Annotated in this window: 9 protein-coding genes; 7 read left to right on the forward strand and 2 right to left on the reverse strand. The window is 68.2% G+C overall.

The window, feature by feature from the left end:
* Positions 1–30 precede the first annotated feature (30 nt).
* The 6 genes from HBE64_RS05070 (at position 31) to HBE64_RS05095 (ending at position 11,202) form a co-directional block, all read left to right on the forward strand.
* Entirely contained in the window at positions 31–5,145 is a 5,115-nt protein-coding gene (locus HBE64_RS05070; RefSeq protein ID WP_167098526.1) for an S-layer family protein, read from the forward strand.
* A gap of 38 nt (positions 5,146–5,183) precedes the next feature.
* Positions 5,184–6,647: a glycine hydroxymethyltransferase gene (locus tag HBE64_RS05075; RefSeq protein WP_167098529.1), complete on the forward strand. Its 1,464-nt coding sequence runs from the start codon at positions 5,184–5,186 to the stop codon at positions 6,645–6,647.
* Positions 6,648–6,710: 63 nt separating this feature from the next.
* Complete coding sequence (locus HBE64_RS05080; RefSeq protein ID WP_167098532.1) at positions 6,711–7,541, forward strand: acyl-ACP desaturase; 831 nt, start codon at positions 6,711–6,713, stop codon at positions 7,539–7,541.
* A 206-nt stretch (positions 7,542–7,747) separates the two neighbouring features.
* The gene (locus tag HBE64_RS05085; protein ID WP_167098535.1) at positions 7,748–9,070 is read left to right on the forward strand and encodes a PhoH family protein; all 1,323 of its coding nucleotides are present in this window, start codon (positions 7,748–7,750) and stop codon (positions 9,068–9,070) included.
* A 44-nt stretch (positions 9,071–9,114) separates the two neighbouring features.
* On the forward strand, positions 9,115–9,996 hold the full coding sequence (locus HBE64_RS05090) for a polysaccharide deacetylase family protein (RefSeq protein ID WP_167098538.1): 882 nt from the start codon (positions 9,115–9,117) through the stop codon (positions 9,994–9,996).
* Between the two features lie 6 nt (positions 9,997–10,002).
* Complete coding sequence (locus HBE64_RS05095; protein WP_167098542.1) at positions 10,003–11,202, forward strand: cation:proton antiporter; 1,200 nt, start codon at positions 10,003–10,005, stop codon at positions 11,200–11,202.
* Here HBE64_RS05095 and HBE64_RS05100 read toward each other — a convergent pair.
* Together HBE64_RS05100 and glpX are read right to left on the reverse strand one after the other, a co-directional pair.
* Positions 11,186–12,613 carry a class II fumarate hydratase gene (locus HBE64_RS05100; protein WP_167098545.1) on the reverse strand — a complete coding sequence of 476 codons (1,428 nt, stop codon included), beginning with the start codon at positions 12,611–12,613 and terminating at the stop codon, positions 11,186–11,188. The two genes, HBE64_RS05095 and HBE64_RS05100, sit on opposite strands and share 17 nt — an antisense overlap.
* 12 nt (positions 12,614–12,625) lie before the next feature.
* A complete protein-coding gene (gene glpX / locus HBE64_RS05105; protein WP_208300568.1) occupies positions 12,626–13,657 on the reverse strand; it encodes a class II fructose-bisphosphatase in 1,032 nt (343 codons plus the stop codon).
* Between glpX and HBE64_RS05110 the strand changes: the two genes are divergently transcribed.
* Positions 13,656–14,357 carry a DUF4245 domain-containing protein gene (locus HBE64_RS05110; protein ID WP_208300569.1) on the forward strand — a complete coding sequence of 234 codons (702 nt, stop codon included), beginning with the start codon at positions 13,656–13,658 and terminating at the stop codon, positions 14,355–14,357. The genes glpX and HBE64_RS05110 overlap by 2 nt on opposite strands.
* The last annotated feature ends 10 nt before the right edge of the window (positions 14,358–14,367 follow it).

Consider the following 14,367-nt stretch of genomic DNA (forward strand, 5'->3'; position numbering starts at 1 on the left):
TAGAGCGCCTCGCGGTTATATCTTTCCGACATGTCGGTTTCGCGGGGGGCGACTCATATCGGTGCAGCGGCGTTCGTGCTCGGCCTGTCCCTGCTCGGCCCGCCGGCCGGCGTCGCTGTCGCCGACAGCGGTAGCACCGGTTCCCCGTCGCATGCCGGCGGTGCCCGCGACCACCCCAAGCGGGTGACCGGGCAGACGCCGAACGCCACCCATTCCTCGGCGACCGGTACGTCCCGGCGCCCGACGGCCCCGACCGGCGCGGCGAAGACCGTCACCCGCCGCCCGTCGGGGGGCGCGTCCTGCGCGGCCTGCTGGGGTTTCACCGCACCGACGATCCAGCAGGGTGTCGTCACTGCGGTCAACCACGCGTTCAACGACGCCTTCGACGGGATGTCGTCGTTGCCTGCCAACCCGATCACCGACCTGATCGAAGGCGGGCTGCTGCTGGTCCGGCGCAACATGTTCGGCTTCGTGCCCACCGGGGTGAGCGCCACCCAGACCGGCAACTCGCTGACCGTCGACGTGAACACCGGAAGCGTCGCCTACTTCCGCACCACCGGCGACACCATCGAGGTGTCCGGCGATCCGGGCTTCGGTAGCGCCGCGCAGTTCAGCGCGTCCACGGTCAGTCACGTGAGCGCCACCGGCGCGGGCAACGCCGGCTGCGCCGGATTCGTGTTCACCGGGGGAACCGCGGCCGCCGACTTCACCACCACCGGCATCGACTCGCTGCGATTCGAGTCGTCGTCGGCGTTCACCGGTGCGGTCGACGTCACGTCGGTGCCCGGCTCGGTGAGGCTGGCCGACGGGCTGCGCGGACTGCTCGGTGTGTCGGTGAACGCACCGGTGATCCTGGCCCGCGACACCGAGATCGACGCCGGAACCGCCAACGCGCAGTTCGCCTCGACGGTCGACGGTGGGGGCTGGTTCGGTGGCCAGTCGCTGACCGTAACAGCTTTGGGGACAACGAGATTCGTCGGTGCCGTCGGCGCCAACACACCACTGGGCACCCTCACCACGCGGGGGATCGCACCCCTGCAGATCGAACAGTCGGCCGACTCGAAAACCATCCCGCTGAGCTTCGTGCCCGTCGAGGGTGCGGGCGGTGTCACGGTGAAGTACGGCATCGACGTCGCGATCGGCGACAACCCGTCGCGCCAGTATTTGTTCGACACCGGCGGCAACGGGTTCTTCGCCGGGTTCGACCCGGCCTACTTCAACGGCGTCCAACCCGGCTCCGAGCAGGCCGACATCACCTACACCAGCGGCCAGACCCTCAACGGTCTGGTCACCCCGGCGAAGATCACCATCGGCTCGGGGGCGCACACCGTGTCGACGGTTGTGCCGGTGGACATCTCGGCCGTCGTGAGCGCGACGAACGGCAGCGGCGCCCCGATTCCGGTGAGCGCGCCCTTCGGCGGCCCGTTCGCCGGTGACTTCGGTGCGGCGTTCGGTGTACAGCAGATCAACGGCCAAGTGCTCTATGCGCCAGGGTCGTTCATCACCAGCCCGCTGTTCCAGCTGCCCGGCAACCTCTCCAGCGGCTACCTGGCGCAGCTGGGCCCGATCGGGACCACACCGTCGTTGACCGTCGGGATCACCGATGCGTTACGGGCTCAATTCACCTATGCCGTGCCGATTTCCGAAGTCCTCAACCCCGACCCGGCTTACCCGGTGTCGGCCGGTAAGTACCCGATCTCCAACTATCCGCTGCTCCAGCAGTTCGGCTTCAGCCCCCAGTACCTCGTGGACAACCCGCTCCCGGTCCCGGTGGGGCCGGGGCCGCTGCCCACCCTGATCGACAGCGGCGCCGGCTCGACCGGGCTGCGGCTACCGAACCTGCCCAAGCCGGGGGAGGACGGCAACGGCAACCTCACCACCGGTGCCACCCTCGTCGCCCTATTCCCCACCACCAAGGGGCGGGCCCCGCTGGTGTGGTCGACCACCGCGGGCACCATCCCCTCGGTGAATCTCGTCGGCTACGTCAACGAGACCGGCGCGGCCATCGACGTTCCCAACGTCAACACCGGCCTGAACATGTTCAACGACTTCGACGTGATGTACGACGTCGCCGACCAGGTGATCTGGTTGCGGCCCAACGGCGGTCAGTCGACCGTCAGCCTGCACTCGGTGACCACCAGGGGTGCCCAGACCTACGGCCAGAACGCCCAACTCGACGGCACCTACACCGCGGGCGGCGCGTTCTCGGTGGCCGGTGTGACGCAGTTGACCGGCGACACGACTGTCACGGCGCGCGGTGATGTGACGTTCTCCGGCACGGTGGACGCCGCGACCGCGGGTGGCCAGTCGCTGGTGGTCAATTCACACGGCACCACCACCTTCGTGCGGGCCGTCGGCAGTGTCGGGGCGCCGGCGGCACTGAGCACCGACCGCGGCGGATCGACGGTCACCGCGGCCGTCGCGACGACGGGCGCACAGTCCTACGGCGACGACGTCACCCTTAACGGCGCCTACGTCGCCGGCAGCGGGGCCTTCACCGTGGGCGGGGCGACGACGGTCGCCGGCCCCACCTCGGTGCAGACCACCAACGCCGCGATCACCTTCGGCGGCGACGTGGATTCGGCGGCCGGCGCAGGTCACGTGCTGTCGGTCTCGGCGACCGGGAGCGCCGTCACGTTCAACGGACGCATCGGGGCGCGTAACCCGTTGGGCGGCTTGGTGGTCAAGAACTCCGCAACCGCCACCGCCAACGGCCCGGTGGTCCTCAACGGCAGCCTGCCCAACTCCCAGGGGGTCGGGCTGTTCATCGGCGGCGGCGTGAGCGCCACTTTCGCACGCGGCGGATCCATCAGCGGCTTCACCAACTCCGGTGTGGTCTTCGACGGCGACTCGCCGAACTCGGTGCTCACGGGCTTCACCATCTCCGGAAACGTCTATGACGGCATTCAGTTCGTCGGCCAGAACTACTCGGACACCACGATCAGCGGCAACACGATCATCGGGAACTCGGGCTTCGGCATCGAAACCATGCAGGCCACGAACGACCTGATGATCCGCAACAACACCATCGGCGCTAATGGTCAGACCAACCCGTGGGGCTACACCTCCGGTGGCCCGAACGCCCAGGGCATCGTGCTGGCCTCCGGTGTCTACACCGGAACTTTCATCCAGGACAACACGATTCAGTACAACCGCCGTGACGCGATCGCCGCACCCGGCAGCGTCGAGGGCGTGACGATCCGCGGTAACACGCTGCGCTACAACCAGGGCAACGGCATCGAGTTCACCGGCGGGGACTTCTCCGGGACGACCGTCAAGGGCAACGTCATCACCGGCAACGGCGGCGACGGGATTGTCCTCGGCGCCGGAATCGGCCAGGCGCTCAACGATTTCGGCAATCCCCTCAACGGCTACGTCGACAGCAACATCGCCGACCCGGCCGACCAGAACCCCTACGCCCTCGGTCACTACGTCCTGCCGTACGCGAATGACCCCGGCTTCTACGGCCAGTCGGGGACCGCTGATCCGCAGGTGACGGTGTCGGTCCACGGCGGCCCCTCGCTCGCCGTCAACCTGGATACCGGTTCACGCGGCCTGTACTTCGACCAGGGCCAGGTTTCGCACCTCGATACCTCCGGTGGCACACCGGGTTACATCTACCTCAACAGCTCCAACCGGTTGTTCTTCGGCACCTGGGTCGACACCGACGTCACGTTCCCGGACGCCACCTGGTCGGAGCCGACGGCCGTCCCGAAGGTCGCCAAGGCCGACGTTCCGGTCCTCGTCGTCACCGCGGTGGGCGCCTCGATGACGCCCGCACCGGGCAGCACCAGCCCCAGCACCACCTTCGGCACCAAGACCGATGCGGGCACCGTCACGATCACCAACGGCATCAGTACTCAGCAGGTGGCGATCACCGCCGCGACGGGTGGCACCGGCACCGTGACGATCCCCGGCGGGTGGTGGGCCACCTACGACGACAACCCGGGAGTGTTGGCCTCGGTGTCGAACTTCGGTGTCGGGTTCGACCGCACCGGACTGGGCACCGGACCCACCACCAATGTGCGCAATCAGGCCTACAACGCGTTCCTGAACCTGACCGAGATGAGCCAGGGCACGATGCGCCCCGGCTACGTCATCACCGCCACCGGCGTCACGCTCGGCCTGGACAGCACGGTCACCACCGGCACCCCGTACGCCTACACCGACCTCGCGCCGTCCGGGCTCGCCCAGGGCAGCCAGACCGCGCCGGACTGGCAGCCGGCCACCGGCCGCGTGACCTATCCGTCGCAGTCGCAGGGCTCCGATCTGGGGCCGATCGTGATCGACCTCGGCATCCCCAGCGGCATCCTCACCCTGCCCGGGTACACCGCGTCGTCGGTGTTCACCGGTGCGCTGACGGTTGATCTGCTCAACTCCGGCGGAAAGGTCGGCTACACGGTCGATCCCAGCAACACCGCTAATCAGATGACGGCGACCTCGGTGTCGTTCTTCAGCCCGCTGGCCGGGGTTTACTCGCAGAACATGCCGCCGGTGAGCCAGCAGTTCCTGAACACCGGTCGCCGGGTGGTGGCCGGGATGAACTACCTGTACGACGCCGCAGGCGGTTACGAGGGGCTGTACACAGTCTCTGACCGGGCGGTGAACCCGGACCAGTCGGACGCGTTCACCAGTGCCGACGGCACCTTCGAGGCGGGCTACTACCCGAACTTCAAGATTCCCGGCGGTGTCACGAACCTGACCATCGAGGACAACACCATCACCGCGAATGCCGGTAACGGGGTCGCGGTGAACGGCCAGACCTCGACCGGAAACGCGATCACGAGAAACCTGATCTACGCCAATGCCGGTCTCGGTATCGCGCTGACCAACGGCGGCAACGGCGGGCAGGCGGCACCGGTGGTGCAATCGGCGACACTGCAGGGTGTTTCGACGGTGCGGGTGACCGGATCGGTCGCCGGCACCGGGCCGTTCCAGCTGCAGGTGTACAGCAGTCCGGCGGGGGATGCAGGCAATGTCCAGGGCAGGCGGCTGCTCACGACGGTGCCGTCGAGCCCGTCGGATTTCAGCGTCGACGTCGATGCCGCGGCACTGTCGGCCGGTGACTTGATCACCGTCCTGGCCACGCCCACCGTCGCACCCCACAACACCTCGCAGTTCTCGGCTCCGGTGGTGATCGGGTAGGCCACTCCGGTCACCGACGCGCCGACTACGCTCGTGGCATGTCCACCGACGCGATTCTGTCCGGCGCCACCGACTACGCCGCCACCGCCAGCGAGGCCTACCGCAGCGCACTTGAGGTCATCGAGTCCGTCGAACCGCGGATCGCTGCGGCCACCCGTAAGGAACTCGCCGACCAGCGCGCGTCCCTCAAGCTGATCGCCAGCGAGAACTACGCATCCCCGGCGGTGCTGCTGACCATGAGCACCTGGCTGTCCGACAAGTACGCCGAGGGCACGATCGGGCACCGGTTCTACGCCGGCTGCCAGAACGTCGACGAGATCGAGGCCATCGCCGCCGAGCATGCCCGCGAACTGTTCGGCGCCCCGTACGCCTACGTCCAGCCGCACTCCGGGATCGACGCCAACCTGGTGGCGTTCTGGGCCATTCTGGCCACCCGGATCGAAGCGCCCGCGCTCGCCGATCTCGGCGTCAAGAACGTCAACGACCTGTCCGAGGCGGAGTGGGAGCGGCTGCGTGCCAAGCTCGGCAGCCAGCGCCTGTTGGGCATGTCGCTCGACGCCGGTGGGCACCTCACCCACGGCTTCCGGCCGAACATCTCCGGCAAGATGTTCCACCAGCGCAGCTACGGCACCAACGCGGAGACCGGGCTGATCGACTATGACGCCGTCGCCGCCACCGCCCGCGAGTTCAAGCCGCTGATCCTGGTCGCCGGCTACTCGGCCTACCCGCGGCGGGTCAACTTCGCCAAGATGCGCGAGATCGCCGACGAGGTCGGCGCCACCTTGATGGTCGACATGGCGCACTTCGCCGGTCTGGTGGCGGGCAAGGTGTTCACCGGCGACGAGGACCCGGTGCCGCACGCCCACGTCGTCACCACCACCACGCACAAGTCGCTGCGCGGCCCGCGCGGCGGCATGGTGCTGGCCACCGCCGAGTACTCCGACGCCGTCGACAAGGGCTGCCCGATGGTCCTCGGCGGCCCGCTGTCGCATGTGATGGCGGCCAAGGCCGTCGCGTTCGCCGAGGCGCGCCAGCCGTCGTTCCAGGCCTACGCCCAGCGTGTCGCCGACAACGCCCAGGCGTTCGCCGACGGGTTGCTCAAGCGCGGCGCCCGGCTGGTCACCGGCGGCACCGACAACCACATCGTGCTGCTCGACGTGCAGAGCTTCGGGCTCACCGGCCGGCAGGCCGAGTCGGCGCTGCTCGACTCCGGCATCGTCACCAACCGCAACTCCATCCCGGCCGACCCCAACGGGGCCTGGTACACCTCCGGGATCCGGTTCGGTACTCCGGCGCTGACGACGCGCGGCTTCGGCCCGGCCGAGTTCGACCGGGTGGCCGAGCTGGTGGTCGAGGTGCTGTCCAACACGCAGCCGGCCCCGGCCAGCGCCGGACCGTCGAAGGCGAAGTATGTGCTGGCCGACGGCACGGCCGACCGGGTGCACGCCGCGTCCGCGGAGCTCCTGGACGCCAACCCGCTGTATCCCGGCCTGACCCTGTAAAAACCCGCGAAACGCGGGCGGCGCGAATTTTTAACAGCCGTGTCGGTGAGTTACAGTAACCGCATGGCACAGAAACCTGTCGCGAACTCGTTGACCCTCGAACTTGAGCCGGTTGTCGCCGACAATCTGGCCCGCTTCCTGGAGACGGCAGAGGAGTGGTACGCCCACGACTACGTCCCGTTCGACCAGGGCGAGAACTTCGCCTTCCTGGGCGGAAAGGACTGGGATCCGTCCCAGGCCACCTTGCCCAAGGACATCGTCGACGCCTGCGAGATCATGCTGATCACCAAGGACAACCTCGCCGGATACCACCGCGAGCTGGTCGAACACTTCATCCTCGAGGACAAGTGGGGCCGCTGGCTGGGCCGGTGGACCGCCGAGGAGAACCTGCACGCCATCGCGCTGCGCGAGTACCTGGTGGTCACCCGTAACTTCGACCCGGCCGCCGACGAGCAGGTCCGCGTCGCCCACGTCATGCGCGGCTACCGCGGCGACAAGCTGACCCAGATCGAGACACTGGTGTTCATGGCCTTCCTCGAGGGCGCTTACGCGGTGTACCTGCGCAACCTGGAAGCCAAGATCACCGAGCCGGTGCTGCAGAGCCTGATCGGCCGGATCGCCACCGACGAGGAACGCCACGCCGAGTTCTTCCGCAACCTGGTGAACTACTGCCTCGAAGAGGTCAGCCGCGACTCGACCCTCAGCTCGATCGCCCGTCGCGCCGGCGCCTTCGGCGTTGTCGGCGGCGACATCATCGAGTATCAGGACAAGGTCGCCAATGTCGCCAAGGCCGGCATTTTCGACCTTGATGCGGCGCGCACCGTCGTCTCCGACACCATCAAGCACTGGGGTCTGAGCGACGAGCCGGTAGTGCGCAAATTCGTCCTGGCGTAACAGCCATATGACGCGGCGCGTCTGATCGGCGCGTCGGCTCACACCGGAGTAGCGTCGCTGGTGATGGCTAGCGACATGCTCTGCTGTCCGGGCGGTACCTATCGTTTCGACGATGAAGGGACCGGCTCCGGTCCTGGTGCCGCAGCGTCCACCGGAAGTTTCGTGTGGAGCCGCGCGAAACGGCTGTTTGCTCAAAGGAGCGCCCAGTGACCCAATCGCCGTCGCCTGAACGTCGGACATATGTGCTCGACACCTCCGTCTTGCTGTCCGATCCGTGGGCGTGCAACCGGTTCGCCGAACACGAGGTGGTGGTACCTCTCGTGGTCATCAGTGAATTGGAAGCCAAGCGTCATCACCACGAGTTGGGCTGGTTCGCCCGACAGGCGCTTCGATTGTTCGACGACCTCCGGCTCGAGCACGGTCGACTCGATCAGCCGATTCCCGTTGGGACACAGGGCGGTACGCTGCAGGTCGAGCTCAACCACAGCGACCCGACGGTGCTGCCGCTGGGCTTCCGCACCGACACCAACGACGCCCGGATCCTCACCTGCGCGGCCAACCTCGCCGCCGAGGGCAAGCGAGTCACCTTGGTGTCCAAGGACATTCCGCTTCGGGTGAAGGCCGGCGCCGTCGGCCTGCCTGCCGACGAGTACCACGCGCAGGATGTCATCACCTCCGGCTGGACCGGGATGAGCGAACTCGACGTCGCGCCCGAGGATATCGACTCGCTCTTCGCCGAGGGCGAGATCGACCTCGTCGATGCGCGGAACCTGCCCTGCCACACCGGTGTTCGGCTGCTTGGTGGCAGCTCGCACGCACTGGGCCGGGTCAACGCCGACAAGAAGGTCCAGTTGGTCCGCGGCGATCGCGAAGTGTTCGGCCTCCGGGGAAGGTCAGCCGAACAACGCGTCGCCCTCGATCTGCTGCTCGACGAGTCGGTGGGCATCGTCTCCCTCGGCGGTAAAGCGGGCACTGGTAAGTCGGCCTTGGCGCTGTGCGCAGGGTTGGAAGCGGTGCTCGAACGGCGCACCCAGCGCAAGGTCGTGGTGTTCCGCCCGCTGTACGCCGTTGGCGGACAGGAGCTCGGCTATCTGCCGGGCAGCGAGAGCGACAAGATGGGTCCGTGGGCCCAGGCCGTGTTCGACACCCTGGAGGGTCTGGCCAGCCCGGCGGTCCTCGAAGAGGTGCTCTCCCGCGGCATGCTCGAGGTGCTGCCGCTGACCCACATCCGCGGCCGCTCGCTGCACGACTCGTTCGTCATCGTCGACGAGGCACAGTCGCTGGAACGCAACGTGCTGCTGACCGTGCTGTCGCGGCTGGGGGCAGGCTCGCGGGTGGTGCTCACCCACGACGTGGCCCAGCGCGACAACCTGCGCGTCGGCCGCCACGACGGGGTGGCCGCGGTGATCGAAAAGCTCAAGGGGCATCCGCTGTTCGCCCACATCACGCTGATGCGCAGCGAACGCTCGCCGATCGCCGCACTTGTCACCGAGATGCTCGAGGAGATCACCCCCGGCGCCCTGCCCTGAGCGCGTGACAGGGATCGTCCAGCCCTGCCCGGTAAACTTTCCGGGTGCGACGCCGTCCTGACAGCCCATCCTGGTCGTATCTGCGGACCGTGATCGGCGTGTGCGCCGGTGTGGCCGTCGTCGTCATCGGCGGCTTCACCGGGCACGTCAAGGTCGCCAAGGCCGACGCGGTGGACTGCGCGGTGGTCAAGTGCGTGGCGCTGACCTTCGACGACGGGCCGACGCCCTACACCGACCGGCTGCTGGGCATCCTGGGCGACGCCGGCGCCAAGGCGACGTTCTTCATGATCGGCAACAAGGTGGCTGCCAACCCGGCCGGGGCCAAGCGGGTGGCCGACGCGGGGATGGAGATCGGCTCGCACACCTGGGAGCACCCGAACATGACGACCATCCCGATCGAGGACGTGCCCGCCCAGTTCAGCAAGGCCAACGACGCCATCAAGGCGGCCACCGGGCAGACCCCGACGCTGTGGCGCCCGGCCGGCGGGCTGACCGACGACGCCGTCAACAAGATCGCCGCCCAGTACGGGCTGGCCGCGATCCTGTGGGACGTCATCCCGTTCGACTGGATGAACGACTCCAACACCGCGGCCACCCGCTACATGCTGATGACCCAGATCAAGCCGGGTTCGGTGGTGTTGTTCCACGACACGTACTCCTCGACCGTCGACCTGGTGTACCAGTTCATCCCGGTGCTCAAGGCCAACGGCTACCACCTGGTGACGGTCAGCCAGCTGCTGGGCCCGCGCGCCCCGGGCAGCGTCTACGGATCCCGCGACAACGGCCCGCCGGCCAACGTCCTGCAGGACATCCCGCCCGCCGACATCCCGACGCTGCCGGCGACGCCGTCACCCAAGCCGATGCCGAACATCCCGATCACCGACATCCCCGGGGCCAACTCCGGCGGGGCGAACAACGGCGCCTAGCCGACCGTGCACACCCACACCGCGCTCGTCCTGACTCTGCTTGTCCTCGGCTATGCGGTGGTGTCGGCCCTGGTCAGCCGCTGGTATGTCGCGCCGGCGCTGATCTTCGTCGCCCTGGGCATGCTGCTCGGCCCGTCGGGGCTGCACCTCATCGACGCCGACCCGGAGACGGGCAGTTTCACCGTGCTGGCCCAGTTGGCGCTGACGGTGATCCTGTTCAACCAGGCCGCCCGCCTCGATCTGCTCAGCGTCGTTCGGCGCGGCCACGTCACCTTCCGGCTGCTGGTCATCGGGATCCCGCTGACGCTGGGCCTCGGGGCGCTCACGGCGGTGTTGTTGCTGCCGGTGCTGCCGTGGTGGGAGGCGGTGTGCCTGGCCGCGATCGTGGCACCCACCGAGGTGGCCCTGATCGACGCATTGCTCGACGACGAACGGATTCCCGAGCGGGTCCGTCACGCGCTGTCGGTGGAGAGCGGGTTCTACGACGGGTTCGCGCTGGCCGCGCTGCTGGCCGCCGTGGCGCTGGCCTCGGCGACCAACGACGCCCACCCGGGCCGCTGGGCGTGGTTCGCGTTCCGCACCGAAGTGGTGTCGCTGGTGGCCGGCGCGGCCATCGGGCTCGCTGGCGGCTGGGCGATCGCGACGTCGTGGAAGCGCGGCTGGATGAGCGACACCTGGGCTCAGCTGGCCACGGTGGCGGTGGCGCTGCTGTGCTTCGAGGCGGGGGAGGGCCTGCACGGCAGCGGGTTCGTCGCGGCGTTCGCCGGCGGCCTGGTGTCGGCGATGGTGGCGCGGCGCTACGACGAGCAGGTGCCCACGCAGGTGTCCGACGCGGCCGGTCAGCTGTTGGAGCTGCTGGTGTTCGCCATGTTCGGCGCGTTCGCGGTCCGCGAGGGCTGGCAGTACGCGAGCTGGCGGGTGGTGCTGTTCGCGGTGCTCGCCGTGTTCGCGGTGCGCCTGGTCGCGGTGTTGCTCGCGCTGATCGGCAGCGACCTACCGGCCTACAGCCGGGTGTTCATCGGCTGGTTCGGCCCACGCGGTATCGGCACGGTGGTCCTCGGTCTGATCGTGCTGGAGCGCGGCCAGATCGAGGAGTCCGCCGTGATCGTTCAGGTCGTCGTTGTGGCGGTGACGATCAGCCTGCTGGTGCACAGCCTGACCGCCCCGCTCGGCATCCGACGGTTTGCGGCTAGTCGCCGTCCTTGACCTTGGCCATCGCCAGCACGTCGAGGCGCTTGTCGAGTTCGGCCTCGGAGAGCTTGTCGCCGATCAGGCCGCGGTCGATGACCGTCTGCCGGATGGTCTTCTTCTCCTTGAGTGCCTGCTTGGCCACCTTGGCGGCCTCCTCGTAGCCGATCGCCGAGTTCAGTGGCGTGACGATCGACGGGGACGACTCGGCCAGCTCGCGCAGGTGCGCCTCGTGGGCGATCAGGCCGTCAATACACTTGGCGGCGAACAACTTCGACACGTTGGCCAGCAGCGTGAACGACTCGAGCAGGTTGCGCGCCATCATCGGGATGTAGACGTTCAGTTCGAACGCGCCGGACAGACCGCCGACGGTGATTGCGGCGTCGTTGCCGATGACCTGGGCGGCCACCTGGGTGACGGCCTCGGGGATGACGGGGTTGACCTTGCCCGGCATGATCGAGCTGCCCGGCTGCAGGTCGGGCAGCGCCAGCTCGCCCAGCCCGGTCAGCGGGCCCGAGCCCATCCACCGGATGTCGTTGGCGATCTTGGTCAGCGAGGCGGCGATGGTCTTCAGCGCTCCGGATGCCTCGACCAGACCGTCGCGGGCGGCCTGAGCCTCGAAAGAGTCTTTCGCCGTGCGCAATTCGGGCAGCCCGGTCTGTTCGACCAGCACGGCGACGACCTTGGCGCCGAAGCCGTCGGGGGCGTTGAGGCCGGTGCCGACGGCGGTGCCGCCGATGGCCAGCTCACCCAGCCGGGGCAGGGTCGCCTTGACGCGTTCTATGCCGGCCTCGACCTGGCGGGCGTAGCCGCCGAACTCCTGACCGAGGGTGACCGGGACGGCGTCCATCAGGTGGGTGCGTCCGCTCTTCACGACAGTGCGCCACTGGCGGGCTTTGTTGGCCAGCGACTCGTGCAGCACCTCGAGGGCCGGAATCAGCTGGCGCACAGCAGCTTCGGTAGCCGCGATGTGGGTGGAGGTGGGGAAGGTGTCGTTGGAGCTCTGCGACATGTTGACGTCGTCGTTGGGGTGCACCGTCACGCCGTTGCGGGCGGCGATCGAGGCGATCACCTCGTTGGCGTTCATGTTGGAGCTGGTGCCCGAGCCGGTCTGGAAGACGTCGATGGGGAACTGGTCGTCGTGCAGACCGTCGGCGATCTCGCCGGCGGCGGAGATGATGGCGTCGGCCTTTTCCGCCGACAGCAGGCCGAGGTCCTTGTTGACCTGTGCGCAGGCGCCCTTCAGCAGGGCCATCGCACGGATCTGGTTGCGGTCCAGCCCGCGGAAGGAGATCGGGAAGTTCTCGACGGCCCGCTGGGTCTGGGCCCGCCACAGGGCCTTGGCCGGAACCCGGACCTCGCCCATGGTGTCGTGCTCGATGCGGTATTCGCCCTCGCCGGCTGCGCTGCCAACGACAGAGTCGGTCATGTAATGCCTTTCTTAGGGGAGCGGGTGGGCCGCGGACGTGTCCCCGGTGAAGTCCACCGCGGAGTATTCGTTGAGCTTGGAAAGCCGGTGGTAGGCGTCGATCATCCGGACGGTGCCGGACTTGGAGCGCATCACGATCGACTGGGTCGTACAGCCGCCACCGAAGTAGCGGACACCCTTGAGCAGGTCACCGTCGGTGACGCCGGTGGCGCAGAAGAAGACGTTCTCTCCGGCGACCAGATCCCTGGTGGTCAGCACCCGGTCCAGGTCGTGGCCCCGGTCGATCGCCTTCTGGCGTTCCTCGTCGTCCTTGGGGGCCAGCATGGCCTGGATCTCGCCGCCCATGCAGCGGATCGCGGCGGCGGTGATGATGCCTTCGGGGGTGCCGCCGATGCCGGCGAGCATGTCGGTGCCGGACTCGGGCCGGCAGGCCGAGATCGCGCCTGCGACGTCACCGTCGGAGATCAGCCGGATGCGGGCGCCGGCCTCACGCACCTCGGCCATCAGCTTGGTGTGCCGGGGCCGGTCCAGGATGCAGACGGTGATGTCGGAGACCGAGGCCTTGCGGACCTTGGCCAGGCGCTGAATGTTGGCCGCGATCGGAGAGGTGATGTCGATGAAGTCGGCGACGTCGGGCCCGGCGGCGATCTTGTTCATGTAGAACACCGCTGACGGGTCGAACATCGCACCGCGCTCGGCCACTGCCAGCACCGAGATGGCGTTGGGCATGCCCTTGCTCATCAGGGTGGTGCCGTCAACCGGGTCGACGGCGAAGTCGCAATCCGGCCCGTCGCCGTTGCCGACCTCTTCGCCGTTATAGAGCATCGGGGCGTTGTCCTTCTCGCCCTCGCCGATCACCACCACGCCGCGCATGGAGACCGAGTTGACGAGTTCGCGCATGGCGTCGACCGCTGCGCCGTCGCCGCCCTCCTTGTCGCCGCGGCCGACCCACCGGCCGGCGGCCATGGCGCCCGCCTCGGTGACTCTCACCAACTCCATGGCGAGGTTTCGATCGGGTGCTTCGCGGCGGCGGGCTTCAGGCATGGCTGAGATTGTCCCAGAAGCGGGCGAGCCGTCCAGACCTGGGATACTGGCAGGCGTGACCGACCCACATGTCGCCGCCCCGGCGCCGAAGGAGGCCAAGCCGCGCCTGCTGCAGGACGGCCGCGACATGTTCTGGTCGCTGGCCCCGCTCGTGGTGGCGTGCATCGTGCTGGCGGGCCTGGTCGGCATGTGTTCGTTTCGTCCCAACGGGCCCGAGGACGGCATGGCACCGCCTTATGACGCCGCCGCCGCGCTGAAGGCCGACGCCGACACGCTGGGCATTCCGATCCGGCTGCCTGTCCTGCCGCAGGGCTGGCGGGCCAACTCCGGCGCCCGCGCCGGTATCGACGCGGGTCGCACCGATCCCAAGACCGGCCAGCGCCAGCGCGCGGTCACCTCGAAGGTCGGCTATATCGCCCCGTCGAAGATGTTCGTCAGCCTGACCCAGAGCAATGCCGACGAGGTCGCTCTGGTCTCGTCGATCCACCGGTCGATGGTGCCGACCGGCGCCCAGGACGTCGACGGGGTGAAGTGGGTGGTCTACGAAGGCGGGGAAGGCACCGAGCCGGTGTGGACGGCGCGGCTGGACAGCACCCGGGGCCCGGCACAGCTTGCGATAACCGGCGCCGGAAGCAGCGACGACTTCCGTACGCTTGCCCTCGCGACGCAGTCGCAGCAGCCGATCGTTCCCGGCCGATAAAGGGAGACAG

Origin of the sequence: Mycobacterium sp. DL592, from assembly GCF_011694515.1 — a bacterium.
Lineage (GTDB): Bacteria > Actinomycetota > Actinomycetes > Mycobacteriales > Mycobacteriaceae > Mycobacterium.